The organism is Mycobacterium sp. SMC-21 (genome assembly GCF_045310825.1).
In the GTDB taxonomy this organism is placed as follows: Bacteria; Actinomycetota; Actinomycetes; order Mycobacteriales; family Mycobacteriaceae; genus Mycobacterium.
The window spans coordinates 21,908-46,144 of the sequence record NZ_JBJIAO010000004.1 but is presented as its reverse complement, the minus strand read 5'-3'; the positions used below and the strand labels follow the sequence as shown (position 1 = coordinate 46,144).

The window sequence follows — 24,237 nt, the reverse complement described above, 5'->3', positions numbered from 1 at the left end:
TTATGGTTCGGAAGTGGGGAGTTTCGGGGCGCCACAGTCGGACGCATCAGACGCAGAGTTGCTCGCGGCGCACATCGCCGGTGAGCGGTACGCGTTCGAGGAACTGTTCTACCGACACCGGCACCAGCTGTACCGGCTCGCCCGCCTGACGAGCCACGACCCGCAGGATGCGCTGGACGCCCTGCAGGACGCGCTGTTCAAGGCCCACCGGCACGCGCCGCGGTTCCGGCACGACAGTTCGGTGCGCAGCTGGCTGTGCCGCATTGTCGTGAACTCGTGCCTGGACCGGTTGCGGCACAACAAGTTTCACCGTGCCGAAGAGCTCAGCGACGCCACCTGCCGAACCGCGGACCCCGCGCACCGGATCGAGACCACCATCGTCATCGAACGGGCGCTGCTGCGGCTGCCGGTCGAACAGCGGGCGGCCGTGGTCGCCGTCGACATGCAGGGCTACTCGGTCGCCGAGACCGCGGCGATGCTGGGTATCGCGGAGGGCACCGTGAAGAGCCGCTGCTCGCGGGCGCGCGCGAAACTCGCGCAGTCGCTCGCCCACCTCGCCGACTGACGGGTGCCGGTCACGTGACGTTTTCGCCCCGATCACCGGCGACGGTGTACCGCGGGTCTCTGCGGCGACCGGATTAGGCTTCGGCAGGTGGACGACGAACAGGCCGATCAGTCCGTCTCCCTCGAGCTCCTGGCCGACCTGCAGGCCGGACTGCTCGACGACGCCACCGCGGCCCGACTGCGCCGCCGCATCCGCGACGATCCGGCGCTCGCCCGTCGGTACGCCGCACTCGAACAGGTCCGGCGCGACGTCCACGACCTGGCGGACGACCCCACCGCCACCGACCTGCCCGCAGACGCGACCGCCCGCATCGGCTCGGCCCTGCGCGACCCCGGCTCGAAGCCGCGCCACACCGTCGTCCCCGGTCGGCCCGCCGGCCACGGCGCGCGCACGGCACGTCCCGCCGTCGTCGCCGCGGCCGTCGCTGGGCTGCTCGCCGTCGGCATCGGCGCCGTCGTGGTGTTCGGCGGACCCGACGAGCCGGCCCGCGTCTCCGCCGGTCCCAGGGCGGCGTCACTGACGGTGCAGCGCCAGGCCGGGATGCCGTGGCCGGACCGGCAGATCCTGGACCTGCGGAGCCGGCCACCCGAGTTGGGCGCGCTCGCCGCACCGGATCGCCTGCGGTCCTGCCTGACGGGGCTCGGCTACTCGCCCACCACCGCGGTCCTCGGCGCGGCCACCCTGACGATGCACGACCGTGCCCAAGTGCTCCTGCTGCTCCCGAAAGCCGACGACGGCGCTCTGATGGCCCTGGTGGTGTCTCCGGGCTGCAATTCGAGCGACGCCGGCCTGGCCGCCGACGCCGTCATTCCCGACGCTCCGGGCCCGCCGGCGCAATCGCGCCGCTGACCGCCCCGGAGCCCGCCAAACGGCCGGGAACACCGGCACTTACCCTGGTGTTATAGGCGTACCGACTCTGGCAGCAGGCCGACCAGGTATGAGCCTGACCAGAGCCAGATGAAAGGCGGCCATGACCACCCAAGACACCGTGCACGACGTGATCATCATCGGCTCCGGGCCGGCCGGCTACACCGCTGCGGTGTACACGGCCCGCGCCCAGCTCAAGCCGCTGGTTTTCGAAGGTGTCCAGTTCGGTGGTGCGTTGATGACCACCACTGAGGTGGAGAACTACCCGGGCTTCAAGGAGGGCATCACCGGCCCCGAGCTCATGGAGGAGATGCGCGAGCAGGCGCTGCGGTTCGGCGCCGACCTGCGCATGGAGGACGTCGAGGCGGTGTCCCTCGACGGACCCGTCAAGACCGTCACGGTCGACGGCGAGACCCATCAGGCCCGCGCCGTCATCCTCGCGATGGGCGCCGCCGCCCGCCACCTCGGCGTGCCGGGCGAGCAGGAGCTGATCGGCCAGGGTGTCAGCACGTGCGCCACCTGTGACGGTTTCTTCTTCCGCGATCAGGACATCGCCGTCATCGGCGGCGGCGACTCCGCCATGGAGGAGGCGACGTTCCTGACGCGCTTCGCCCGCTCGGTGACGCTGATTCACCGCCGCGACGAGTTCCGCGCCTCGCGGATCATGCTGGAGCGCGCGCAGGCCAACGAGAAGATCACCTTCGTCACCAACACCGAAGTTGTTGCGGTGGAAGGTGATTCGAAGGTCAGCGGGCTGCTGCTGCGCAACACCGTCACCGGCGAGGAGAGCAAGCTCCCGGTCACCGGCGTGTTCGTCGCTATCGGCCACGACCCGCGGTCGGAGCTGGTGCGCGGCCTCGTCGACCTCGACGACGAGGGCTACGTTCAGGTCAAGGGCCGCACCACCAGCACGTCGCTGGACGGCGTGTTCGCCGCGGGCGATCTGGTCGACCACACCTACCGGCAGGCCATCACCGCGGCCGGCAGCGGCTGCGCGGCGGCCATCGACGCCGAGCGCTGGCTCGCCGAGCACCACGGCTGATCGTCCTTCCCCCACAGAGTTCACCCGAGAGGAGCAGTACATGAGCGAGGGCAGCGCAACGCTGACCGTCACCGACGGTTCGTTCGACAGCGACGTCATCAAGAGCGGCACCCCGGTGCTGGTCGACTTCTGGGCGACCTGGTGCGGACCGTGCAAGATGATCGCCCCGGTGCTCGAGGAACTGGCCGGCGAGAAGGCCGGGGAGCTGACGATCGCCAAGCTCGACGTCGACGCCAACCCCGAGACCGCCCGTAGCTTCAACGTCGTCTCGATCCCGACCCTGATCCTGTTCAAGGACGGCGAGCCGGTGAAGCGCATCGTCGGCGCCAAGGGCAAGGCCGCCCTGCTGCGCGAAATCGCCGACGAACTCTGATCCCATCAGCGGCTGCGCACCCGCCGGTTTCGGCGGGGCGCACCGCTGCTGCCTGTGAAGTTGCGGAATCCTGAGGAGCGTCTGCGACAATGGGTCCAGGCGTCCCGCCAGTGCGCAGCTGTCCGCCCGCCTGGCGTCCGTGATTGAAAGGCCAGGAATGTCGATACTGCGTCGCGGTGACCGGGGAGGTTCGGTCACCGAGATTCGGGCCGCACTGGCCGCCCTGGGGCTGCTGGACAGTCCCGACGCGGATCTCACCACCGGCAAGCACGTCGCGCTCGACCTCTTCGACGAGGAACTCGACCAGGCCGTGCGTGCCTTCCAGCAGCAGCGTGGCCTGCTCGTCGACGGCATGGTCGGCGAAGCGACGTACCGCGCGCTGAAAGAGGCCTCGTACCGCCTGGGGGCGCGCACGCTCTCGCACCAGTTCGGTGCCCCGATGTACGGCGACGACGTCGCCACCCTGCAGGCCCGGCTGCAGGATCTCGGCTTCTACACCGGTCTCGTCGATGGTCATTTCGGCTTGCAGACCCACAACGGCCTGATGTCGTACCAGCGCGAGTACGGCATGTTCCCCGACGGCATCTGCGGTCCGGAGACGTTGCGCTCGCTGTACTTCCTGGGTTCGCGGGTCACCGGCGGTTCGCCGCACGCCATCCGCGAAGAGGAACTCGTCCGGCGCAGTGGCCCCCGTCTGACCGGAAAGCGGATCATCATCGATCCGGGCCGCGGCGGCGACGACCGCGGGCTCATCATGACCAGCCCGTCCGGCCCGGTCAGTGAAGCCGACGTCCTGTGGGACCTCGCCAGCCGGCTGGAAGGCCGCATGACGGCCATCGGCATGGACACGTTCCTGTCGCGCCCTGTCAGCGGCAGCCCGGCCGACGCCGAGCGGGCCGCAACGGCCAACGCGGTCGGTGCCGATCTGATGATCAGCCTGCGGTGCGCCAGCCTGCCCAGCCCGGCAGCCAACGGCGTCGCCTCGTTCTACTTCGGCAACTCGCACGGTTCGGTGTCCACCATCGGCCGCAACCTCGCCGACTTCATACAGCGGGAAGTCGTGGCGCGCAGCGGTTTACGTGACTGCCGCACCCACGGCCGCACCTGGGACCTGCTGCGGCTCACCCGGATGCCCACGGTGCAGGTCGACATCGGCTACGTGAGCAACCCGCACGACCGGGAGCTGCTCACCTCCCCCGGCCACCGCGACTCCATCGCCGAAGGCATCCTGGCCGCCGTGAAGCGGCTGTACCTGCTGGGTAAGAACGACCGTCCCACAGGCACTTTCACGTTCGCCGAGCTGCTGGCTCACGAGATGTCGGTCGAGCAGGCCGGCCAGGCCGGCGCCTAGCCCTGCTGCCCTCAGGGTTTTCGTCATGCACGCCACCGCATTTCGGTGCGCGGGCTGGTTGAATCGGTCGGTATGAGTGGCCACGCCACGGTTCTCGTGACCGGCATGTCCGGAGTCGGCAAGTCGACGACGCTGGCCGGCCTCGCCGAACGGGGTTACGCCACAGTCGATACCGACGACGGGGAGTGGATCGACGTCGTCGACGGCGAGCCGCTCTGGCGCGAACCTCTCATCGACGAGCTGCTGCAGCAACCGCGCGACGGGCCCTTGTTCGTGCAGGGCACCGTGGCCAACCAGTGGCGCTTCTACGGCCGGTTCGATGCGGTCGTACTCCTCACCGCCCCAACCGATGTCGTGTTGGATCGGCTGCGACGCCGGACCAACAATCCGTACGGCAAGAGTGCCGACGAGCGCGCCCGGATCCTGGCCGACATCGCAGAGATCGAACCGCTGCTGCGGCAGTCGGCCACCCACGAGATCGACACGACCCGCCCGCTGCCGGAGGTGGTCGACGCTCTGGTCGCCATCGCCGCGAAGGCGGTCTAGCGGGCTCCGGTCACTCGTGCCGGCCCGAACCCCGTCTCCCCCAGCGTCGTCCCGCAGGGGCCGCCACTGAGGCCTCATGGCCCGCCTGGCGGACCGGGAAGCGCCGGACGCCCAGACGTCCCCGGATCGCCGGCCGCGCCCCCGATTTCGACCGCGAGGCGGTTGCGACATGAGCGTCACGTGACGCTTGTTCCGGTTGGTCCTGGGTCATCGTGATTCAGGCCCCATCGGCGGGTGTTCCGGCTTGGAGTCCCCATGTCGCTGACCGGATTGGGTTCTCCCGATCACAACCACCGTCGGGCCAACAGCGCCACCGGTGACGCGCACCCGACACCGATGAGCGCGAGCACCGTCAGCGATGCTGCCGCATCTGAGGCCACGAGCTGCGACCCCGCCCAGGCGCCGGAGAAGATCCCGACTTGAAACGCCAGCACGTACAGATAGGACGCGAAGGCAGCGTTGGGGCAACGCTTGATGAGGATCGTCTGCATGGTCGGCGCCCAACACGCAAAGGCCGCTCCCCACAACAGAACTGCCGCGACGAACAACCCGCGCGAGCCAACCAGGCTCAGCGTCGCGAACGCAATCAGCAGACCCGTCAGGGCCGCGACCACGACGGCGTAACGGTGACGATCGAGCACCCGTCCGGCGACGACGACCGCCGCCAGCGCGGCGCCGCCATAGCCCAGGAGCAGAACCGGGAGCCCGGCGGCCGGGATCCCGATGTCGCCGGCCAACACCGTGATGAACGAATACGGGGCATAGGCGGCGGTCACCACCAGTAGCGTCAGTACGCAGACCGCCGCGACGGTGTGCGGCTCACCGGCTCGGCCTGCGGTCGGCGCCGTCACGGTACGACCGATATGGCGGGGAATCAGCACGGCAATGGCCGCCGCCAAGATCAGGGCAAGCACCGCCAGCACCAGCGACGCGGCTCTCCACCCGATGAGTAGGGAAAGCTGCGTCGTCAGTGGGGATCCCCCGGCCAACCCCAGTGCCGCCCCGACGAACACCAGCGCGGTCGCCTGCCCCGCACGGCCGGCGGGTGCGAGAGCACTGGCCAGCACCGGAGCCAGGGACCACACCGAACCATGCAAGATCGCGCCGACGACCCGGGCGAAGACTGCCCACCCGGGCGTCGGTGCGACGGCCAGCAGCAGTTGCGACAACGACAGTGAAGCCAAGGCGGCAGTCAGCATGACGCGATGCTCGACGCGACGAGTCGCCAGAGCCACCGGGATGATTGCCACACCAGCAGCCACCGCGTACACGCCCACCAACAGCCCCGCAGCGGGCACTGTCGTGTGCAGTCCGTCGGCCATCTGCGGGACGACGCCGACCGGAAACATCTCCGCGGCGAGATAAACGAAGGCGGCGGCAGACAGCACGGCCACCCGCCAGTGCCACCTGTCGGTCACAGCTGGTGCGCCAGCAGAAACTTCCGGATATCGGAGATCCATGTCCGCCCCTCGTCCGGTGTGAAGATGTGACCGGCGTCTGGATATTCCATCAGGACTGCGCCAGGTATGCCCGCTGCCAGAGCGCGCGTCGAGGACGGCTGCACGATGCGGTCCACACCCGCCGCCACGACCAACGTCGGGATCGCGACTTCCGCGAGGCGGTCGCGGAGGTCGATTTCGGCGGCCAGGGCAGCCTGCTGCGGACTGCCGGGCGGGATGCTCGCGCGGACGTCCGCCACAATCTCGTCGAGATTGCCGGCCTCGTCGAACGCCGACGGCGACGACACTGCTGTCAGGAACCGCGCCAGGACGTCACGGTCGTGCGCGGCCAGATAGCGCCAGACATCGACAACCAACCGCAACTGCGGATCGGCGTGCGCGAAGCCCACCGTCAGGACCAAGGCGCTGACGGCCTCGGGATGACGGAGTGCCGCGGTGATGGCAACCGCCGATCCCAGCGATAGGCCGACGATGGGGAATCGCTCGAAGCCGGCCGCTCGCCCGGCGTCGACGATCGCGTCAGCCAGATCGTCGACGCGGTAGGAACTCGCGGTCAACGGACTGGCTCCCGAGCCCGGATAGTCCACGCCGATCAGCGTTCGCTCGCCGGCCATCTCGTCCATGAGTTGGCCGAAATTCAGTGCGACACCGCCACCTGCTCCGTGCGCGAGAAGCAGGGCGGGACCGGAGCCGACGCGGGTGACCGTCGACGTGGAAAGTAGGGAATCGTTGGGCATGCGGCGAAGTTAAACCCTGACATCAGCGTCATGGTCAACCCGAGAGGAGTTCGCGTGCGCATCGGTGAAGTAGCGGCGGCAACCGGCAGTTCGGTCAGGTCGCTGCGCTACTACGAGGCGCAGGGTCTGATCGCACCGCGACGCCGGTCCAACGGCTACCGCGACTACCCCGCCGACACCGTGGAAGATGTGCGCCGCATCCGGATGCTGATCGACACCGGTTTCGGCGTACGCACCATTCGACAACTACTGCCCTGCATCGACGGCAGCGCGGTCGACATGTGCCCAGCCATCGCCGCCGCCATCAGACAGACACTGGCCGAGATGGACGCCCGCATCGACGACCTGAATCTCCGCCGCGCACGCATCGTCCAACTGCTGGACGGTCAGTAGCCGACTCGCTGGGGTGTGAAGGCGTCGGGTGCTGCATTCGGCTTCCCCTCCTCCCCTGCCCGCACTGGCGCGCCGTTCCGATCCCAGGCCGGGCAGCGCCCGCCAACGGTGCTCTTGGCAACACCGCTTCGCCGCGCACGCAACGGCGCCCCCCAATCCCGCACCGCGCAATTGCGGCGCCGAGGTCGCTCGCGCCGAGGACGTGCGGACTGCCTACGCGTACCCGACCAGACGTGGGTCTCGTGTCGCGGATCAATCGCAGCCGGGTATCGGTTGGGGAACGGCCTAGTGGTTCGGTCAGTCGGGCCGGCGCTCGGGAGCTTCACCGGCGGCGCCGGAATGGACAGCCGATGTGCGACCGACGTACCCACCCACCGACCATCGCGACAGCCACGTGGACCGCTGGCCGTGTCTTGCCCACGCCGCCGATTCCGATCAGAGACAAGCCGGCGCGGCGTCAGGGCGCCGCGCACTTCCGGCGTCCCGACTCGGTCGAGCGATGACGTTCGGCCGGCGGGACACAGGAGCCGCGCAGTGCTGCTCGGTTGGTCTGGCCGATACCGGTTCCGCGTCGGGCAGCCGTAACGCGCCGGTGTGGATTCCGGGCGATACCTACATGGCCGCCCCGCCGCACCGGCGCGATTCCAGCGCGCCACCGCGACCCACGTGTGACCGCAAGGACTCCGGTGTGGATGCCAGAGGGCGCGGCCGACGGCTGCCTGTCTGGCGGCCGGTACCGGTGTCGGAGCCCCGCGGACTCTGGTCGGTGTGGCCGATGTTTCACGTGGAACGGCCGCGCTATCTTCGCCGTGGAGTGAACCGTTCGACAGCGTCTGCAATCGCCGCCGCCATCGCCGGGCTGCCCGTGTGGCCCGAGTCCTCGATGATCCGGAGCTCGGCGCCCGGCCATGCCTGCGCGAGTTCCCACGCCGTCCGGACGGGCGCGGAGAGGTCGAGACGACCGTGGATCAGCACGCCGGGGATGCCGGCCAATCGGTGCGCATCCCGCAGCAGTTCACCCTCCTCCAACCATGCCGCGTGGGCGAAGTAGTGCGTGCAGATCCGAACGAAGGCCAGTCGGCCGGCATCGATCTTCGCCGAGTACTGACCCGGCTTCCCCAACGCCTCATGGGCTATCGCGGCGTCTTCCCACGCACACCAATCCTGCGCCGCCCGCTCACGCACAGCGGCGTCCGGGTGCTCCATCAACCGGCGGTAAGCCTCGACCAGATTGCCGTCCCGGTCACCCTCGGGCACACCGTCACGGAACCGCTGCCACTCGGCAGGACGGAAGCGCCGCAGTCCGCGGTACAGCCAGTCGACCTCCTGCGGCCGCGTCATCGTCACGCCGATCAGCACGATGCCGAGCACGCGATCCGGGTGCCGTTGCGCATAGGCGAGGATCAACGTGGACGCCCACGAGCCGCCGTACAGCAGCCAGCGATCGATGCCGAGATGACGGCGCAGCGCCTCCATATCGGCGAGCAGATGCGCGGTGGTATTGCACGACATGTCGGTCGACGGGTCCGCCGCGCTCGGCACGCTGTCACCGCATCCACGTTGATCGAACGCCACGATGCGGAAGCGCTCCGGGTCGAACTGTTTGTGTGCGTTGCGGGACCGGCCGGCGCCCGGGCCGCCGTGGACGATCAGAACCGGCTCCCCGACGGGATTGCCGCGGGTCTCCCAGTACATCCGGTTGCCGTCGCCAACGTCGAGCAGTCCGCAGTCGTCGGGCTTCGACGAGGCGTCAGGCACGCGTGTTCACCGTGGAACCCGCTCCCCTATCGACCGGTGTGCGGCGTCCACAGCGCGGGGCTGGTGACCGCCCCGACGGGCTGTTGCAAGGCGCTGCTCTCCAGCAGTCGCTCCAGCGCCGCCTCGACGTCCGCCTTCCAGCCGAGCCCCTGTTCGAGTTCCAGCCGCAGTCGCGGGAAGTAGGGGTGCGGCGCCACGATCTCGAAGCCGTTGTCCTGAAGGAAGTCCGCTTCGATCACGCACTGATCGACGGCGCACTCGCCGAACGCTTCGATCGTCGCCGCCAGCTCCTCCGGACAGGCCTGTGTCCCACCGAGGCGGGCCACCTCGGTGGTCCGGCCGAACGCCTCCAACGCGCGTACACCACGACGAACCAGATCGGCGACGACGGCGGCGATCAGGTGGCGCGACAGTCCGTCACCGTCGTCGGGGCAGTCGACACCGATCGTCGTCAGCAGGACGGCGTCGGGACTGACCGGCCCGGTGGGAAAGCGCCCGGCCCGCGGCACGGCGCGCGGCGGCGCATAGAACGCATAGCCCAGACAGGGCGCGTCATCGTTGGGGTCCTCGGCACGGTCCGGGTCGCACGCGACCGCCAGCTGTCCGCACGATCCCCACTCGAGCATGACCATCGACAGCCATGCTTCCTTCTCGAACTCCGGGTCGCTGAGGTGGTCGCTGTCCCCGAGTGCCGACGGATCGACTTCCCAGAAGACACAACGCCGCGCATGCTTCGGCAGCCGCTCGAACGATTCGAGGCGCAGCGGCGTGATTCGTGAACTCACCAGACTCCCGTCGTCCACCCGATCGGATCAGGCTGCTCTACCAGGATAAGAGACGCCGGCACCGTCGACTCGATTTGTTCAGTCGGGATCGACGTCGACCGGACGCTGAACTGTTCCACGTGAAACATCGCGCATCCCCTCCCCGTCCGACACTCCCCCGAACATCACCGTCACAGTGACGTAACGGGGCCTTGTCCCTGGTCGGGTTGTCGCAGACCCAAAATTGGGTCGGTTAGCCCTGTTCCGTCTTCATCAGTTCGACGATGCGCTGGAGGTCGTCAACCGAGCCGAACTCGACGACGATTTTGCCCTTGCGCTTGCCCAGGCTCACCGTGACCTTGGTGTCGAACGCGGTCGACAGCTGCTCGGCCACGTCCTGCAGACCGGGCATCTGGATCGGCTTGCGCTTGGGCGCCGGCGCCGGCTTGTCACCGTCGCGGTTGGCCAGCGTGACCGCTTCCTCGGTGGCACGCACGGACAGCCCCTCGGCCACGATGCGGGCCGCGAGCTCCTCCTGCTTCTCCGGCCCCCCTTCGAGCGCGAGCAGCGCCCGGGCGTGGCCGGCCGACAACACGCCCGCGGCAACGCGACGCTGCACCGCGATGGGCAGCTTCAGCAGCCGGATCATGTTGGTGATCACCGGACGCGAGCGGCCGATGCGCGTTGCGAGTTCCTCGTGGGTGACGTCGAACTCCTCCAGCAACTGCTGATAGGCCGACGCCTCTTCGAGCGGGTTCAGCTGGACCCGGTGGATGTTCTCGAGCAGCGCATCGCGCAGCATGTTGTCGTCGGCGGTCTCGCGGACGATCGCCGGGATGGCCGTCAGGCCGGCTTCCTGCGAGGCGCGCCACCGGCGCTCACCCATGATCAGCTGGTAGCGATGCGGCCCGGACGGCTGGCTCAGCTCGCGAACCACGATGGGCTGCATGAGCCCGAACTCACGGATGGAATGCACCAGTTCCGCGAGCGCGTCAGCGTCGAAGACGCTGCGGGGCTGGCGCGGGTTCGGCTGGATGGCCGACGGCTCGATCTCGCGGTACACCGCGCCGATCGCCTCGGCTTCGGCCCTGGCGGCCGCGGCCGACTCTGCCGCGGCGGCACCGTTGACCGGTGCGACCGGACCGCCGCCGATCAACACGTCGGCAGCCGCAGACCCCATTCGCAGCGAGGTGTCCTGCTGCCCCTCCTCGGGTGCACCGGTCGGGATGAGCGCCGCCAGCCCCCGACCGAGTCCGCTGCGCTTCTTCGGCTGCGACATCGTTACTTCCTCACTCCCGACTCGCCGCGTTGGGCGAGTTCACGGCTGGCGTCCAAATAGCTCATTGCTCCACGTGATCCCGGGTCGTAATCCAGGATCGTCATGCCGTACCCCGGTGCCTCGGAAACCTTGACGCTGCGTGGGATGACGGTCCGCAAAACCTTATCGCCAAAGTGGTCCCGAACGTCCATCGCGACCTGGTCGGCGAGTTTGGTGCGGCCGTCGTACATCGTGAGGACGACGGTCGTGACGTCCAGCTGGGGATTGAGGTGCGCCTTGACCATTTCGATGTTGCGCAGCAGCTGGCCCACGCCCTCCAGTGCGTAGTACTCACACTGGATGGGGATCAGCACCTCCGGCGCCGCCACGAGCGCGTTGATGGTCAGCAGACCCAACGACGGCGGGCAGTCGATGAAGACGTAGTCGAAGTTGTGGTCCTTGAGCGTCGCGAGCGCGTTCCGCAGCCGGGTTTCACGTGCCACCATGCTGACCAACTCGATCTCGGCGCCGGCCAGGTCGATGGTCGCCGGGACGCAGTACAGCCGCTCGTTGTGCGGACTGCGCTGCAGCGCGCTCTCGAGGGTGATCTCACCGATCAGCACCTCGTACGACGACGCGGTGCCCGGTCGGTGCTCGATGCCCAGCGCGGTGCTCGCGTTGCCCTGAGGATCGAGATCGATGACCAGAACATTGAGTCCCTGCAGGGCCAGAGCCGCGGCCATGTTGACCGCGGTGGTGGTCTTGCCGACGCCGCCCTTCTGGTTGGCGATGGTGAACACCCGCTGGTGCGTCGGGCGCGGCAGCTGCTGTCCCTTGGCGCCGTGAAGGATCTGGACCGCGCGTTCGGCTTCCGCCCCGATCGGCGTATCCATCGTCACGCTCGACCACGTTTCACGTGAAACATCAGTCTTCCCGTCGCTGTGCTCGCCCCTGGCATCGCTCACTGCCTTTCCTGATGTGGCGGCCGGGTCGACCGCTTTCAAAACCTCGGCGGACTTGTCGCTCCCCCGGGCCGACGATGTCATCGCCGGTTCTTGGCCGGCCGGCCGGGGGCCGCGCGCTTGGCTCCGCGCTTCGCCACGACCACGGTTGCGGGCGGAGTCAAATAGTTCACGCCACATTTCACCACCCTTACGTCCACAGCACCGAGTGAGTTGAGTGCCCGACGATGTTCGACGATCTCATCGGCCGCTCGCTCCCCCTTGAGAGCCAGCATCCGTCCGTCGACTTTGAGAAGCGGCAGGCTCCACTTCGCCAGTTTGTCGAGGGCGGCCACCGCTCGCGAGGTGACGACGTCGAGCTCTCCTGCCTCCGCCCGGACCGCGCGCTCCTCGGCGCGGCCCCGAATCACGGTGACGTCGATGCCGAGCTCGGTGACAACCTCCCGGAGGAAGTCTGCGCGGCGCAGCAGCGGCTCGATCAGGACCACGTGAACATCGGGCCGCGCCAACGCCAATGGGATGCCCGGGAGCCCGGCTCCACTGCCGATATCGCCGATTCGTTCGCCGCTGGAGACCAACTCACCTATAGCGGCGCAATTCATCACGTGACGGTCCCACAACCGGCCCACTTCCGACGGGCCGATCAGTCCGCGCTCGATTCCGTCGCCGGCGAGGATCTCGGCGTAACGGTGCGCAAGCTCGGCCCGGTCACCGAAAACGTCGACGGCGGCGGCCGGTGGGGATGGGGCTTCACCATGTTTCACGTGAAACGGCCTCCACTTTCCCCGCCAGCTCGCCGCCGACGAACAACATCGATGTAATTAAGGTGCTCAATCGAGCAGAACAACCACCCGGCGCGACGGCTCAACGCCCTCGCTCTCGCTGTGGACGCCGTCCACGGCCGCCACGGCGTCGTGCACGATCTTGCGCTCGAACGGCGTCATCGGCGACAGCTCTTCGCGCTCACCCGACGCCAGCACCCGCTCGGCCACCTTCTTGCCCAGCGCGGCCAGTTCATCACGACGCTGGCGACGCCACCGGGCGATGTCCAGCATCAACCGGCTGCGTTCGCCGGTCTTCTGGTGCACTGCCAGCCGGGTCAGCTCCTGAAGCGCGTCCAGCACCTCGCCCTTGCGTCCCACGAGCTTGCTCAGATCGTTGCCGCCGTCGATGCTGACGACCGCACGGTCGCCTTCGACGTCCAGATCGATGTCACCATCGAAGTCCAGCAGATCGAGGAGCTCCTCGAGGTAGTCACCGGCGATCTCGCCCTCGGCGACCAGTCGCTCTTCGAGATCGTCGTTCTTGCTTACAGGAGCGGCCTCGGCCGTCGTCGGGGCCGGGGCCTCCGCCTGCGTTTCTGTGTCTGTCATATCCCTGCCTTCTCCCTCTTGCACCGGCCGTCGCTCAGGGTCTTTACCCTCTGACCGGTCAACGCTTCTTCTTGTTGGGCTTGGCGCCCGGGGCCGGCTTCGAGCCGGCCGAATCGGGTTCGGTGCCGTCGAGCTCCGTACCAGTCTGTTCGACGTCGGTGCCGGCGCCGGCCGCAGCGGCCGGCGTATTGCCCTTCTTGTTCCGGTTCGGCTTCACACCGGGTGCCGGGGCATTGGCGGAACGGCGTGCGATCGCCTGCTCCTTCTCCTCCGCCTCACGCTTCTCGATCCGGTTGAACACCACGTGCTGCTGGCCGTAGGTCCAGATGTTGTTGGCCACCCAGTACATGAGGATGGCGATCGGCAGGAACGGGCCGGACACCACGACACCCAAGGGGAACACGTACAGCGCCAGCTTGTTCATCAGCTGGGTCTGCGGGTTCTGCTGGGCTTCCAGACTCTGCCGGGCCACCGAGGCGCGGCTGTTCATGTGGGTCGCGATACCCGAGATGATCATCAGCGGAATGCCGACGAGGATCACCGACATGCGGTCGAAGTGCGCGAACGCCTTGAGGCTCTCACCGGTCTGAATCATGGTGGCGCCCAACGGCGCACCGAACAGGTCAGTGTTCAGGAAGTGCGCGACGTCGGTGGCGCTGAAGAAGTAGTTGCCCGTCGTCCGGTTCTGCTCGAGGGACAGCGCCTGCGCGCCGATACCCATGCCGGCGCCCTCAGTGCGGTTGAACGAGCGCAGCACGTGGAACAGGCCCAGGAACACCGGAATCTGCGCCAGCATCGGCAGACAGCCGAGGAGCGGGTTGAAACCGTGCTCGCTCTGCAGCTTCTGCATCTCGAGTGCGAGCCGCTGGCGATCCTTGCCGTACTTTTTCTGCAGCTCCTTGATCTGGGGCTGCAGTTCCTGCATCTGCCGCGTGGTCTCGATCTGGCGAACGAACGGCTTGTACAGGAGCGCACGCAGGCTGAACACCAGGAACATCACCGACAGGCCCCAGGCGAAGAAGTTCTCCGCACCCAGGATCGCGCCGAAGAGCTTGTACCAGAGCCACATGATCCCCGATACCGGGTAATAGATGTAGTCCAGACTGAACCAGTTAAAAGACAAGCGAATCGCTCCTTGACTGCGCGGCGGTTGCCGCGGACCGTCTTTCGGGAATGGGGTCCCATCCCCCGTGATGCCACGGGCCACACTTGGCCAGCCGGACTGTCGTCAGCCAACAACCACGGAACAATCCGTGCTCGGTGAGTGCCTCGACGGCGTACTGGCTACAGGTGGGGCTGAACCGGCAACTGGGCAGACGCATCGGCGACACCATGTTGCGGTACAGCTCGATGAGAAAGATCAGCCCGCGGGCCAGCCGCTGACTCATGGCCGGGATCCGGACTTCGCATGAGCGCGCTGCACTGCGACTCGCAATTCGTCCTGCAGCGTGGCGGTGGCGGCCTCGCGGCTGCCGGGCAGGGCCCGGATCACCAGCAGCTCGCCGGACTGCAACTCGGGCAACAGATCCCGGCTGGCATGACGGAGCTGACGGGACACCCGGTGTCGCTGGACGGCATTGCCGACCGATTTACCTACGACGAGACCGACTTTCGGCGCGTCCTCGGTGTTTGATCCGGCATCAGCAAGAACTCGTGGTGCCAATGAATGCACCACGAGATCCCGTTGCGCCGAGCGCACACCGCGGCTCACGGTGACTCGAAAGTCTGTCGAGCGCGTCATCCGGTTACGAGCCGGAAGCACGGTGCTTCGATCCTGCGTCAGGTCACGCAGTGAGAGAGCGACGGCCCTTGCCGCGACGTGCCGACACGATGGCGCGGCCGGCACGCGTCCGCATGCGCAGACGGAAACCGTGCACACGGGCCCGACGGCGGTTGTTCGGCTGGAAAGTCCGCTTGCCCTTGGCCACGGCTGTATCTCCTCAACTATGTGACGCCCGCACTCGCCACCGACATGAACGAGTCATGCCGGTGGGCACGGTCGTCGCTGGTAAGCGCACGCATCTTGCTTGCTAGCCGGCGCGGTACCGATAAAGTTCGAGAACTTCCCCGGTCGCAGCCGTATCGCCACGTGTGGGCGACTGTTCGAGGGTACTGATCTGAATTCTCCGGGTCAAACCTCGCCGTCGCACGTCAGCAACCGTTACCGCTTCGTAGTGAGAAGCGTGGCGGATCACACATGAGTTCGTCACAGTTGTCCCACTCGCAACGTGGCAAGCCGACACGCCCAAGAACGTCGCACCAATGTTGCCGAACGGTTGGCGGACGAACAGAAAACTTGTTAGCTTCTGCCAATGCCGTTGCACGACGGCGCAAGACAACGAGCCAGAGAGGTCCCGACGCTACGAGCCCACAGACGTTCCTGTGACGAGCCTCAGCGCGCGGGCTTCCTGCATGCAAAACACGAGCACGACGGCACTCTCCTACTTTGTCCACAGTCTGTGGATAACTATGTGGACAGATTGTCGTCGTTTTATTGAGCCGCCGGTCAGGCGGTTGCGAGGGGGTAGTAGTCGTTGACCGCTAACCCCAGTGCATCGTTCACCGACATCTGGAAAAGCGTGGTCGCCGAACTCAACGGTGACCTCGGCGGCACCACGACGCTGACCGCCCAACAACGGGCCTGGTTGCGCATGGTTCAGCCGCTGGTGCTGACCGAGGGTTTCGCGTTGCTGTCGGTCCCCACCCAGTTCGTGCAGAACGAGATCGAACGACACCTGCGTGAACCGATCATCGCCGCACTGAGCCGGCACCTCGGACAGCGCGTCGACCTGGGTGTCCGCATCGCGGTCCCGGAGACCGACGACCGTCCGGTGGCCACCGAAACCCCCGAGACCGAGGCGCCCGAGGCCGAACCGGTCACTGCGGCCGACGAACTGGACGACGACGCCGAAGAGCTGTCGAGCGCCGAAGAGACCTGGCCCCGGTACTTCAACCGGCCGCCCGCCGACGAATCGGCCGATCTGAGCCTCAACCGGCGCTACACCTTCGACACCTTCGTCATCGGCGCGTCGAACCGGTTCGCGCATGCTGCGACACTGGCCATCGCCGAGGCGCCGGCCCGGGCCTACAACCCGCTGTTCATCTGGGGTGAATCGGGCCTCGGCAAGACGCACCTGCTGCACGCGGCCGGTAATTACGCGCAGAAGCTCTTCCCCGGCATGCGGGTCAAGTACGTCTCGACCGAGCAGTTCACCAACGACTTCATCAACTCGTTGCGTGACGACCGGACCGCGTCGTTCAAACGCAGCTTCCGCGACATCGACGTCCTGCTGGTCGACGACATCCAGTTCATCGAAGGCAAGGAAAGCACTCAGGAAGAGTTCTTCCACACCTTCAATACGCTGCACAACGCGAACAAGCAGATCGTCATCTCGTCGGACCGGCCGCCGAAACAGCTTGCAACGCTGGAAGACCGGCTGCGGACCCGGTTCGAATGGGGTCTGATCACCGACGTTCAGCCGCCCGAGCTGGAGACCCGCATCGCGATCCTGCGCAAGAAGGCGCAGATGGATCGCCTTGACGTGCCTGACGACGTGCTCGAGCTCATCGCCAGCCGCATCGATCGCAACATTCGCGAGCTCGAGGGTGCGCTGATCCGCGTGACGGCGTTCGCGTCGCTGAACAAGACGATGATCGACAAGTCGCTTGCCGAGATCGTCCTGCGAGATCTCATCGCCGACGCCGGCACCACCCAGATCAGTATTGCCACGATCATGGCGGCGACGGCCGAGTACTTCGAGACCACCGTGGAGGAACTCCGCGGCCCCGGTAAGACCCGCGCCGTCGCCCTGTCCCGGCAGATCGCCATGTATCTGTGCCGGGAACTCACGGACCTGTCCTTGCCGCGGATCGGGCAGGCCTTCGGCCGCGACCACACCACGGTGATGTACGCCGAGCGCAAGATCAAGAAGGAAATGGCCTCGCGGCGTGAGGTTTTCGATCACGTCAAGGAACTCACCACCCGGATCCGGCAGCGTTCCAAGCACTGAATCTGTCCTCATGACAGCGGCCCGTAGGCACTCACGCCTGCGGGCCGCTGTTGTTTTGCCGTGCCGCGAGTGGGGTACCCGAGCCCTGGATCACCCGGATCCAGCGCAATTTGTGCCCCTACGACCCGAATCTCAAAAAAAGATTTTTGGCATCACGAGCACCTCCAGTCACACCAAGGGGTGTGCACAGCGCTGTGTACTACATGGGGTAAACCCTGGGATTCTGCCCAGAACAATCCACATGGCCGGATCGCTCCACAAATACACAGATTGGATTAACGGCGCGTGCACAGTCTGCGCACAGGCCGGGATCCCGCTGGTGAGCCTCCGACCAGCAACTCCGTGGATCCATCCACAGCGTGCACAACCCCTATTACTAATACCTTTAGATCTCTCTAGATCTTCTTCTAAAAGCAGTCCGCTGGGGAAACTGCCGGTGGACAACCGGATCCCGATGGGATTCCGGGGGTCGTCACAGGCTGCGCGGGCTGATCGTTTAGCTTTCAACTTCACGCAGAACGCTCTACGGTGTTCTTCGATAGCCGGAACCGACGCCGATGCACGTGTACGGGCTCAGCGCCCATGCGACCTGCGTCCACTGGATCCGGCAGGCAAGCGTGGTGGGGTTACAGCGAAGGGACGCTATGGACGTGGCGACGACAGCCGGTCTGACCGATTTGAAGTTCCGTCTCGTTCGGGAAGACTTCGCCGACGCCGTGGCATGGGTCGCCCGGATCCTGCCGTCCCGGCCCCTGAACCCGGTTCTGGCCGGTGTGCTGCTGACCGGCTCCGACGACGGTCTGACCATCTCCGGTTACGACTACGAGGTGTCGGCCGAGGTCCGTGTTGCGGCTGAAATCGCTTCTCCCGGAAGCGTTTTGGTGTCTGGCAAGCTGCTCTCGGACATCACCCGCGCGCTGCCGGCCAAGCCGGTGGAGCTCAGCGTCGAAGGCACCCGCGTGGCGCTGAGCTGCGGTAGCGCCCGCTTCTCGCTGCCCACCATGGCGGTCGAGGACTACCCGGCGCTGCCTGCGCTGCCGGATGAGACCGGCATCGTGCCCGCCAGCGTCTTCGCCGAGGCCATCGGTCAGGTGGCCGTCGCCGCCGGCCGCGACGACACGCTGCCGATGCTCACCGGTGTGCGCGTCGAGATCTCGGGCGAGAAGGTCGTGCTGGCCGCCACCGACCGATTCCGGCTCGCGGTCCGCGAACTCACCTGGAATTCGGCGGTGCCGGATCTCGAAGCCGCCGTGCTGGTTCCGGCCAAGACGTTGGCCGAGTCGGCCAAGTCCGGCGCCGACGGCACCGAGGTGCACCTGTCGCTGGGTGCCGGTCAGGCCGTCGGCAAGGACGGCATGCTGGGTATCCGGAGCAACGGCAAGCGCACCACCACGCGCCTGCTCGACGCCGAGTTCCCGAAATTCCGGCAGCTGCTGCCGGCCGAGCACACCGCGGTCGCCACCATCGGTGTCGCCGAGCTCGCCGAGGCCATCAAGCGTGTCGCGCTGGTCGCCGATCGCGGCGCCCAGGTCCGGATGGAGTTCGCCGACGACATCCTGCGCCTGTCGGCCGGCGCCGACGACGTCGGCCGCGCCGAGGAAGACCTGCCGGTGGAGTTCTACGGTGAGCCGCTGACCATCGCGTTCAACCCCACCTACTTGACCGACGGTCTGGGCTCGTTGCATGCCGATCGCGTGACATTCGGGTTTACGACACCCAGCAAGCCTGCAGTGTTGCGGCCTGCCGGGGAGAATCAGTACTCGGGATCCGGTCCGTTCCCCGCCGGGGACACCGACTACGTGTACTTGCTGATGCCGGTGCGCCTGCCGGGCTGACCGGAACAGAACAGCGGAGGACGCACTGATGCAACTGGGGTTGATCGGCCTCGGAAAAATGGGCTTCAACATGCGCGAGCGTCTGCGCGGTGGGGGCCACGAGGTCGTCGGGTACGACCCGAGACCGGAAGTCAGCGACGTGCCGTCGCTCGCCGCGCTCGCCGAGCAACTCGAGGCCCCGCGCGTGGTGTGGGTCATGGTGCCCTCGGGTGAGATCACCCGCGAGACCATCGAGGATCTCGCAGAGGTGCTCAGCTCCGGCGATCTGGTGATCGACGGTGGCAACTCCCGCTACACCGAAGACGCTGTACACGCAAAGCTGTTGGCAGACAAGGGAATCGGCTTCATCGATGCCGGCGTGTCCGGTGGCGTCTGGGGCCTGACCGAGGGCTACGGCCTGATGGTCGGCGGCAGCGACGACGACGTCGCGCGCGTCATGCCGATCTTCGACACGTTGCGGCCCGAGGGAGATATCGCCGACGGTTTCGTCCACGCGGGCCCGGTCGGTGCCGGCCATTTCGCCAAGATGGTGCACAACGGTGTGGAGTACGCGTTGATGACCGCCTACGGCGAGGGCTACGAGATGCTGGCCGCCGAGCCGCTGATCAAGAGCCCGCAAGCGGTCTATCAAGCCTGGACCAACGGCACCGTCGTGCGGTCCTGGTTGCAGCAGCTGCTGGCCAAGGCGCTGAAGGAAGACCCCGAGCTGGCCGATATCAGCGGGTACACCGAGGATTCCGGTGAGGGCCGGTGGACGGTCGAGGAAGCGATCCGGCTGCGGGTCCCGGTGCCCGGTATCGCGGCCTCGCTGTTCGCCCGGTTCCTGTCCCGGCAGGAGGACTCGCCGACCATGAAAGCCGTTGCAGCACTTCGTAATCAGTTCGGTGGGCACGCCGTGCAGAGGGTCAGTAAGTCGGGTTAGGTGTTTGTTCGACAGCTCAGTCTGACCGACTTCCGGTCGTGGCCGCGGCTCGACCTGGAATTGGCGCCGGGTCGGACCGTGTTCGTCGGCCAGAACGGTTTCGGCAAGACCAATATCGTCGAGGCGCTGTGGTACACCGCCACGCTCGGCTCCCACCGGGTCGCCTCGGACGCCCCGCTGATCCGGTCCGGGTGCGACCGGGCCGTCGTCTCCACCATCGTGGTCAACGACGGCCGCGAGCTGGCGGTGGATCTCGACATCACCGCGGGCCGGGCCAACAAGGCCCGGCTGAACCGCTCACCCGTCCGGTCCGCCCGCGAAATTCTCGGCGCCCTGCGGGCGGTGTTGTTCGCACCGGAAGATTTGTCGTTGGTCCGTGGCGATCCCGGCGAACGCCGGCGGTACCTCGATGAACTGGCGAGCACCAGGCGGCCCCGGCTGGGCGGCGTGCGTGCGGATTACGAAAAAGTGGTGCGGCAGCGCACCGCGCTGCTGAAGTCCGCGGGCGCCAGTCGTTTTCGTGGGGCGGATTCGGGTGCGCTCGAGACCCTCGACGTCTGGGACGGTCACCTGGCCAGCCACGGCGCGGAGCTGATCGCGGCCCGCGTGAACCTGATCAACGAATTGCACCCGGAGATCACGAAGGCCTACCACCTGCTGGCGCCCGCGTCGCGGCCCGCATCGGTGCGCTACCGGAGTTCTGTGGAGGCTGTCGAGGAGCAGGCCGGCACCGGATCGGTCGACGTCGCCGCCTACCAGAGCGCACTGCTCGATGAACTCTCCCGCCGCCGCTCCGCGGAACTCGAGCGCGGCGTGTGCCTCGTCGGGCCGCACCGCGACGACCTCGAACTGCGCCTCGGCGACCAGCTCGCGAAAGGTTTTGCCAGCCACGGAGAATCGTGGTCGATGGCGCTCGCGCTGCGCCTGGGTGCGTACGAACTACTGCGGACCGACGGCACCGACCCGGTGCTGCTCCTCGATGATGTGTTCGCCGAACTCGATTCGGCACGCCGGCGGGCGCTGGCCGACGTGGCACAATCGGCGGAGCAGGTTTTGGTCACCGCGGCGGTGCCCGACGACATCCCCCAGGACTGGGACGGCACCCGGGTCAATGTGGTGATGCGTGACGACGACGGCGGGCGGATTTCGGTGGTGGACGCATGACAGACAACCCCGAGCAGCCTGACGTACCCGAAAGTGCTTTTCCGCCAGCATATCTCGCGCACCTCAAGGGCATGGACCTGGTGCGGCGCACGCTGGAGGAAGCCCGCGGCGCGGCCCGTAGCCAAGGAAAAGACGTCGGCCGGGGCCGTAACGCACCCGTGGCGAAGGTCAAGCGCGGCGGTGGCCGCCGGGCCTGGTCCGGACCGGGGCCCGACCGCCGGGATCCCCAGTTGCTGGGTTCGGCCACCATGGACCTGGCCCGTAACCGCGGGTGGTCCGGCCGGATGGCAGAAGGATCGGTGTTCGGTCAGTGGCCGACGGTGGTCGGCGAGCAAATCGCCGAGCACGCCTCTCCCACGTCCCTGCGCGACGGCGTCCTGACGGTGACCGCCGAGTCGACGGCCTGGGCGACGCAACTGCGCATGGTGCAGTCGCAGATCTTGGCGAAGATCGCCGCGTCGGTCGGTGACGGGGTCGTCACGTCGCTCAAGATCCTGGGTCCCTCGGGTCCGACGTGGCAGAAAGGCCCGCGGAATTTCGGCGCCCGCGGACCGCGCGACACCTTCGGCTGAGGGCGTTTGCGGGCGCCGCTCAGCGCGCCGATGAGTCTCAGATGACGGCCCTGGAGCGTCCGGACGCGACATCACCCGAGAAATTCCCCGCACGGCGCGAACAGACGTGTCAAAACGCTGTCAGAAAGTCAGTGCCGCCGGGCCCTACCGGTAGACTGTCGACAGATCTGAGAGCGGTGTCCTCACCGCCCCCGCGAACCCCAAGGAGACGCATCCGACGTGGCTGCCCAAAAGAAGGATGCGCCGGCTGAGTACGGTGCCGATTCGATCAAGGTCCTCGAAGGTCTGGAAGCGGTCCGCAAGCGTCCCGGTATGTACATCGGTTCCACCGGCGAGCGCGGTCTGCACCACCTGATCTGGGAAGTTGTGGACAACGCGGTCGACGAGGCGATGGCCGGTTTCGCGACCAAGGTCGACGTCCGCATCCTCGAGGACGGCGGCGTCCAGGTCACCGACGACGGCCGCGGCATCCCCGTCGCGATGCACGCCACCGGTATCCCGACCGTCGACGTCGTCATGACGGTGCTGCACGCCGGCGGCAAGTTCGAGGAAGGCGCCTACCAGGTCTCCGGTGGTCTGCACGGCGTCGGTGTCTCCGTGGTCAACGCCCTGTCGACGCGGCTCGAGGCCGACATCCACAAGGACGGCTTCGAGTGGCACCAGACCTATGACAAGTCCGTCCCCGGCACGCTGCGCAAGGGCGAGCCGTCCAAGAAGACCGGTACCACCATCCGCTTCTGGGCCGACCCGGACATCTTCGAGACCACGGTCTACGACTTCGAGACCATCGCCCGCCGCCTGCAAGAGATGGCGTTCCTGAACAAGGGTCTCACCATCGAGCTGACCGACGAGCGCGTCGCCGCCGCTGCGGTCGTCGATGAGGTCGTCAGCGATCACGCCGAAGCGCCCAAGTCCGCCGAGGAGCAGGCCGCTGAAGCCGCCGCGCCGCAAAAGGTCAAGCACCGGACCTTCCACTACCCCGACGGTCTGGTCGACTTCGTCAAGCACATCAACCGCACCAAGAGCGCCATCCAGCAGAGCATCATCGACTTCGGTGGCAAGGGTGACGGCCACGAGGTCGAGATCGCGATGCAGTGGAACGCCGGCTACTCGGAGTCGGTACACACCTTCGCCAACACCATCAACACCCACGAGGGTGGTACGCACGAAGAAGGCTTCCGCGCCGCGCTGACCACGGTGGTCAACAAGTACGCGCGCGACAAGAAGCTGCTGAAGGAGAAGGAAGCCAACCTCACCGGTGACGACATCCGTGAAGGTCTGGCGGCCGTCGTTTCGGTGAAGGTCCGTCAGCCCCAGTTCGAGGGCCAGACCAAGACCAAGCTGGGCAACACCGAGGTCAAGTCGTTCGTGCAGAAAATCTGTAACGAGCAGCTGACCCATTGGTTCGAGGCCAACCCGGCCGAGGCCAAAACGGTTGTGAACAAAGCGGTTTCGTCGGCGCAGGCCCGCGTCGCCGCGCGGAAGGCGCGGGAGCTCGTGCGGCGCAAGAGCGCGACCGACATCGGCGGCCTGCCCGGCAAGCTGGCCGACTGCCGCTCCACCGACCCGACGAAGTCGGAACTGTATGTGGTGGAGGGTGATTCGGCCGGTGGTTCGGCCAAGAGTGGCCGGGACTCGATGTTCCAGGCGATCCTGCCGCTGCGCGGCAAGATCATCAACGTCGAGAAGGCGCGCATCGACCGCGTGCTGAAGAACAACGAGGTCCAGGCCATCATCACGGCCCTGGGCACCGGTATCCACGACGAGTTCGACATCTCCAAGCTGCGGTATCACAAGATCGTGCTGATGGCCGACGCCGACGTCGACGGCCAGCACATCTCGACGCTGCTGCTGACGCTGCTGTTCCGGTTCATGAAGCCGCTGGTGGAGAACGGTCACATCTTCCTGGCCCAGCCGCCGCTGTACAAGCTGAAATGGCAACGCAGCGAACCGGAATTCGCCTACTCGGACCGCGAGCGCGACGGCCTGCTCGAGGCCGGCAAGAAGGCCGGCAAGCGCATCAACACCGACGACGGCATCCAGCGCTACAAGGGTCTGGGTGAGATGGACGCCAAGGAGCTGTGGGAGACCACGATGGATCCGTCCATCCGGGTGCTGCGCCAGGTCACCCTCGACGACGCCGCGGCCGCCGACGAACTGTTCTCGATCCTCATGGGCGAGGACGTCGAGGCGCGCCGCAGCTTCATCACCCGGAACGCGAAAGATGTTCGCTTCCTTGATGTTTAGCAATCCGCCCACGCGAAACGCGGCGAATCCGGCCCAGC

At 67.0% G+C, this 24,237-nt stretch carries 25 protein-coding genes; 13 read left to right on the top strand and 12 right to left on the bottom strand.

Going from position 1 to position 24,237, the window contains the following annotated elements; all coding sequences use genetic code 11:
* Positions 1–13: 13 nt before the first annotated feature.
* From sigM to ACJH6H_RS05755, 6 genes are all read left to right on the top strand, one after another.
* Positions 14–565: an RNA polymerase sigma factor SigM gene (sigM, locus tag ACJH6H_RS05780; protein WP_212807796.1), complete on the top strand. Its 552-nt coding sequence runs from the start codon at positions 14–16 to the stop codon at positions 563–565.
* A gap of 87 nt (positions 566–652) precedes the next feature.
* A complete protein-coding gene (locus ACJH6H_RS05775) occupies positions 653–1,414 on the top strand; it encodes a hypothetical protein (RefSeq protein ID WP_406774431.1) in 762 nt (253 codons plus the stop codon).
* A gap of 121 nt (positions 1,415–1,535) precedes the next feature.
* Positions 1,536–2,474 (top strand): thioredoxin-disulfide reductase, encoded by a 939-nt coding sequence (trxB, locus tag ACJH6H_RS05770; protein ID WP_212807798.1) that lies wholly within the window; start codon positions 1,536–1,538, stop codon positions 2,472–2,474.
* Positions 2,475–2,514: 40 nt separating this feature from the next.
* Positions 2,515–2,847: a thioredoxin gene (trxA, locus tag ACJH6H_RS05765; RefSeq protein ID WP_020099879.1), complete on the top strand. Its 333-nt coding sequence runs from the start codon at positions 2,515–2,517 to the stop codon at positions 2,845–2,847.
* 157 nt (positions 2,848–3,004) lie between these two features.
* Positions 3,005–4,198, top strand: coding sequence for an N-acetylmuramoyl-L-alanine amidase (locus ACJH6H_RS05760; protein ID WP_212807799.1), 1,194 nt, complete (start codon positions 3,005–3,007; stop codon positions 4,196–4,198).
* 72 nt (positions 4,199–4,270) lie between these two features.
* Positions 4,271–4,744 (top strand): AAA family ATPase, encoded by a 474-nt coding sequence (locus ACJH6H_RS05755; RefSeq protein ID WP_406774430.1) that lies wholly within the window; start codon positions 4,271–4,273, stop codon positions 4,742–4,744.
* Between the two features lie 284 nt (positions 4,745–5,028).
* Here the strand turns inward: ACJH6H_RS05755 and ACJH6H_RS05750 are convergent, their stop codons facing one another.
* Positions 5,029–6,138 carry an MFS transporter gene (locus ACJH6H_RS05750; RefSeq protein WP_406774429.1) on the bottom strand — a complete coding sequence of 370 codons (1,110 nt, stop codon included), beginning with the start codon at positions 6,136–6,138 and terminating at the stop codon, positions 5,029–5,031.
* Between the two features lie 20 nt (positions 6,139–6,158).
* Complete coding sequence (locus ACJH6H_RS05745) at positions 6,159–6,941, bottom strand: alpha/beta fold hydrolase (protein WP_406774428.1); 783 nt, start codon at positions 6,939–6,941, stop codon at positions 6,159–6,161.
* 54 nt (positions 6,942–6,995) lie between these two features.
* Here ACJH6H_RS05745 and ACJH6H_RS05740 point away from each other — a divergent pair, with 54 nt between their 5' ends.
* Positions 6,996–7,334, top strand: coding sequence for a MerR family transcriptional regulator (locus tag ACJH6H_RS05740; protein ID WP_406774427.1), 339 nt, complete (start codon positions 6,996–6,998; stop codon positions 7,332–7,334).
* Positions 7,335–8,132: 798 nt separating this feature from the next.
* Here the strand turns inward: ACJH6H_RS05740 and pip are convergent.
* The 10 genes from pip to rpmH form a co-directional block, all read right to left on the bottom strand.
* On the bottom strand, positions 8,133–9,092 hold the full coding sequence (pip, locus tag ACJH6H_RS05735) for a prolyl aminopeptidase (RefSeq protein ID WP_406774426.1): 960 nt from the start codon (positions 9,090–9,092) through the stop codon (positions 8,133–8,135).
* A gap of 26 nt (positions 9,093–9,118) precedes the next feature.
* Positions 9,119–9,877 carry an acetyltransferase gene (locus ACJH6H_RS05730; RefSeq protein ID WP_406774425.1) on the bottom strand — a complete coding sequence of 253 codons (759 nt, stop codon included), beginning with the start codon at positions 9,875–9,877 and terminating at the stop codon, positions 9,119–9,121.
* A 232-nt stretch (positions 9,878–10,109) separates the two neighbouring features.
* Positions 10,110–11,135, bottom strand: a complete 1,026-nt coding sequence (locus ACJH6H_RS05725; RefSeq protein ID WP_406774424.1) for a ParB/RepB/Spo0J family partition protein — start codon at positions 11,133–11,135, stop codon at positions 10,110–10,112.
* Between the two features lie 2 nt (positions 11,136–11,137).
* On the bottom strand, positions 11,138–12,007 hold the full coding sequence (locus ACJH6H_RS05720) for a ParA family protein (RefSeq protein ID WP_020099888.1): 870 nt from the start codon (positions 12,005–12,007) through the stop codon (positions 11,138–11,140).
* Between the two features lie 149 nt (positions 12,008–12,156).
* Positions 12,157–12,840 carry a 16S rRNA (guanine(527)-N(7))-methyltransferase RsmG gene (gene rsmG, locus ACJH6H_RS05715; RefSeq protein ID WP_406774423.1) on the bottom strand — a complete coding sequence of 228 codons (684 nt, stop codon included), beginning with the start codon at positions 12,838–12,840 and terminating at the stop codon, positions 12,157–12,159.
* Between the two features lie 66 nt (positions 12,841–12,906).
* Positions 12,907–13,449: a protein jag gene (locus ACJH6H_RS05710; RefSeq protein WP_406774422.1), complete on the bottom strand. Its 543-nt coding sequence runs from the start codon at positions 13,447–13,449 to the stop codon at positions 12,907–12,909.
* A gap of 58 nt (positions 13,450–13,507) precedes the next feature.
* Positions 13,508–14,518 carry a membrane protein insertase YidC gene (gene yidC, locus ACJH6H_RS05705; RefSeq protein WP_406774515.1) on the bottom strand — a complete coding sequence of 337 codons (1,011 nt, stop codon included), beginning with the start codon at positions 14,516–14,518 and terminating at the stop codon, positions 13,508–13,510.
* 43 nt (positions 14,519–14,561) lie between these two features.
* The gene (yidD, locus tag ACJH6H_RS05700; protein WP_020099892.1) at positions 14,562–14,837 is read right to left on the bottom strand and encodes a membrane protein insertion efficiency factor YidD; all 276 of its coding nucleotides are present in this window, start codon (positions 14,835–14,837) and stop codon (positions 14,562–14,564) included.
* A complete protein-coding gene (gene rnpA, locus ACJH6H_RS05695) occupies positions 14,834–15,211 on the bottom strand; it encodes a ribonuclease P protein component (RefSeq protein ID WP_406774421.1) in 378 nt (125 codons plus the stop codon). Before rnpA ends, yidD begins: the two co-directional genes overlap by 4 nt.
* A gap of 22 nt (positions 15,212–15,233) precedes the next feature.
* Positions 15,234–15,377 carry a 50S ribosomal protein L34 gene (gene rpmH, locus ACJH6H_RS05690; RefSeq protein WP_073695092.1) on the bottom strand — a complete coding sequence of 48 codons (144 nt, stop codon included), beginning with the start codon at positions 15,375–15,377 and terminating at the stop codon, positions 15,234–15,236.
* 606 nt (positions 15,378–15,983) lie between these two features.
* On the opposite strand from rpmH, the gene dnaA reads away from it, so the two are divergent.
* The 6 genes from dnaA (at position 15,984) to gyrB (ending at position 24,199) form a co-directional block, all read left to right on the top strand.
* Positions 15,984–17,459: a chromosomal replication initiator protein DnaA gene (gene dnaA, locus ACJH6H_RS05685; RefSeq protein ID WP_406774420.1), complete on the top strand. Its 1,476-nt coding sequence runs from the start codon at positions 15,984–15,986 to the stop codon at positions 17,457–17,459.
* A gap of 644 nt (positions 17,460–18,103) precedes the next feature.
* Positions 18,104–19,294 carry a DNA polymerase III subunit beta gene (dnaN, locus tag ACJH6H_RS05680; protein ID WP_406774419.1) on the top strand — a complete coding sequence of 397 codons (1,191 nt, stop codon included), beginning with the start codon at positions 18,104–18,106 and terminating at the stop codon, positions 19,292–19,294.
* 28 nt (positions 19,295–19,322) lie between these two features.
* Positions 19,323–20,216: a phosphogluconate dehydrogenase (NAD(+)-dependent, decarboxylating) gene (gnd, locus tag ACJH6H_RS05675; protein WP_406774418.1), complete on the top strand. Its 894-nt coding sequence runs from the start codon at positions 19,323–19,325 to the stop codon at positions 20,214–20,216.
* Entirely contained in the window at positions 20,217–21,380 is a 1,164-nt protein-coding gene (gene recF / locus ACJH6H_RS05670) for a DNA replication/repair protein RecF (RefSeq protein ID WP_064857434.1), read from the top strand.
* Positions 21,377–21,952, top strand: a complete 576-nt coding sequence (locus ACJH6H_RS05665; protein WP_406774417.1) for a DUF721 family protein — start codon at positions 21,377–21,379, stop codon at positions 21,950–21,952. The genes recF and ACJH6H_RS05665 overlap by 4 nt, the downstream gene beginning before the upstream one ends.
* A gap of 219 nt (positions 21,953–22,171) precedes the next feature.
* Entirely contained in the window at positions 22,172–24,199 is a 2,028-nt protein-coding gene (gyrB, locus tag ACJH6H_RS05660; protein ID WP_020099899.1) for a DNA topoisomerase (ATP-hydrolyzing) subunit B, read from the top strand.
* The last annotated feature ends 38 nt before the right edge of the window (positions 24,200–24,237 follow it).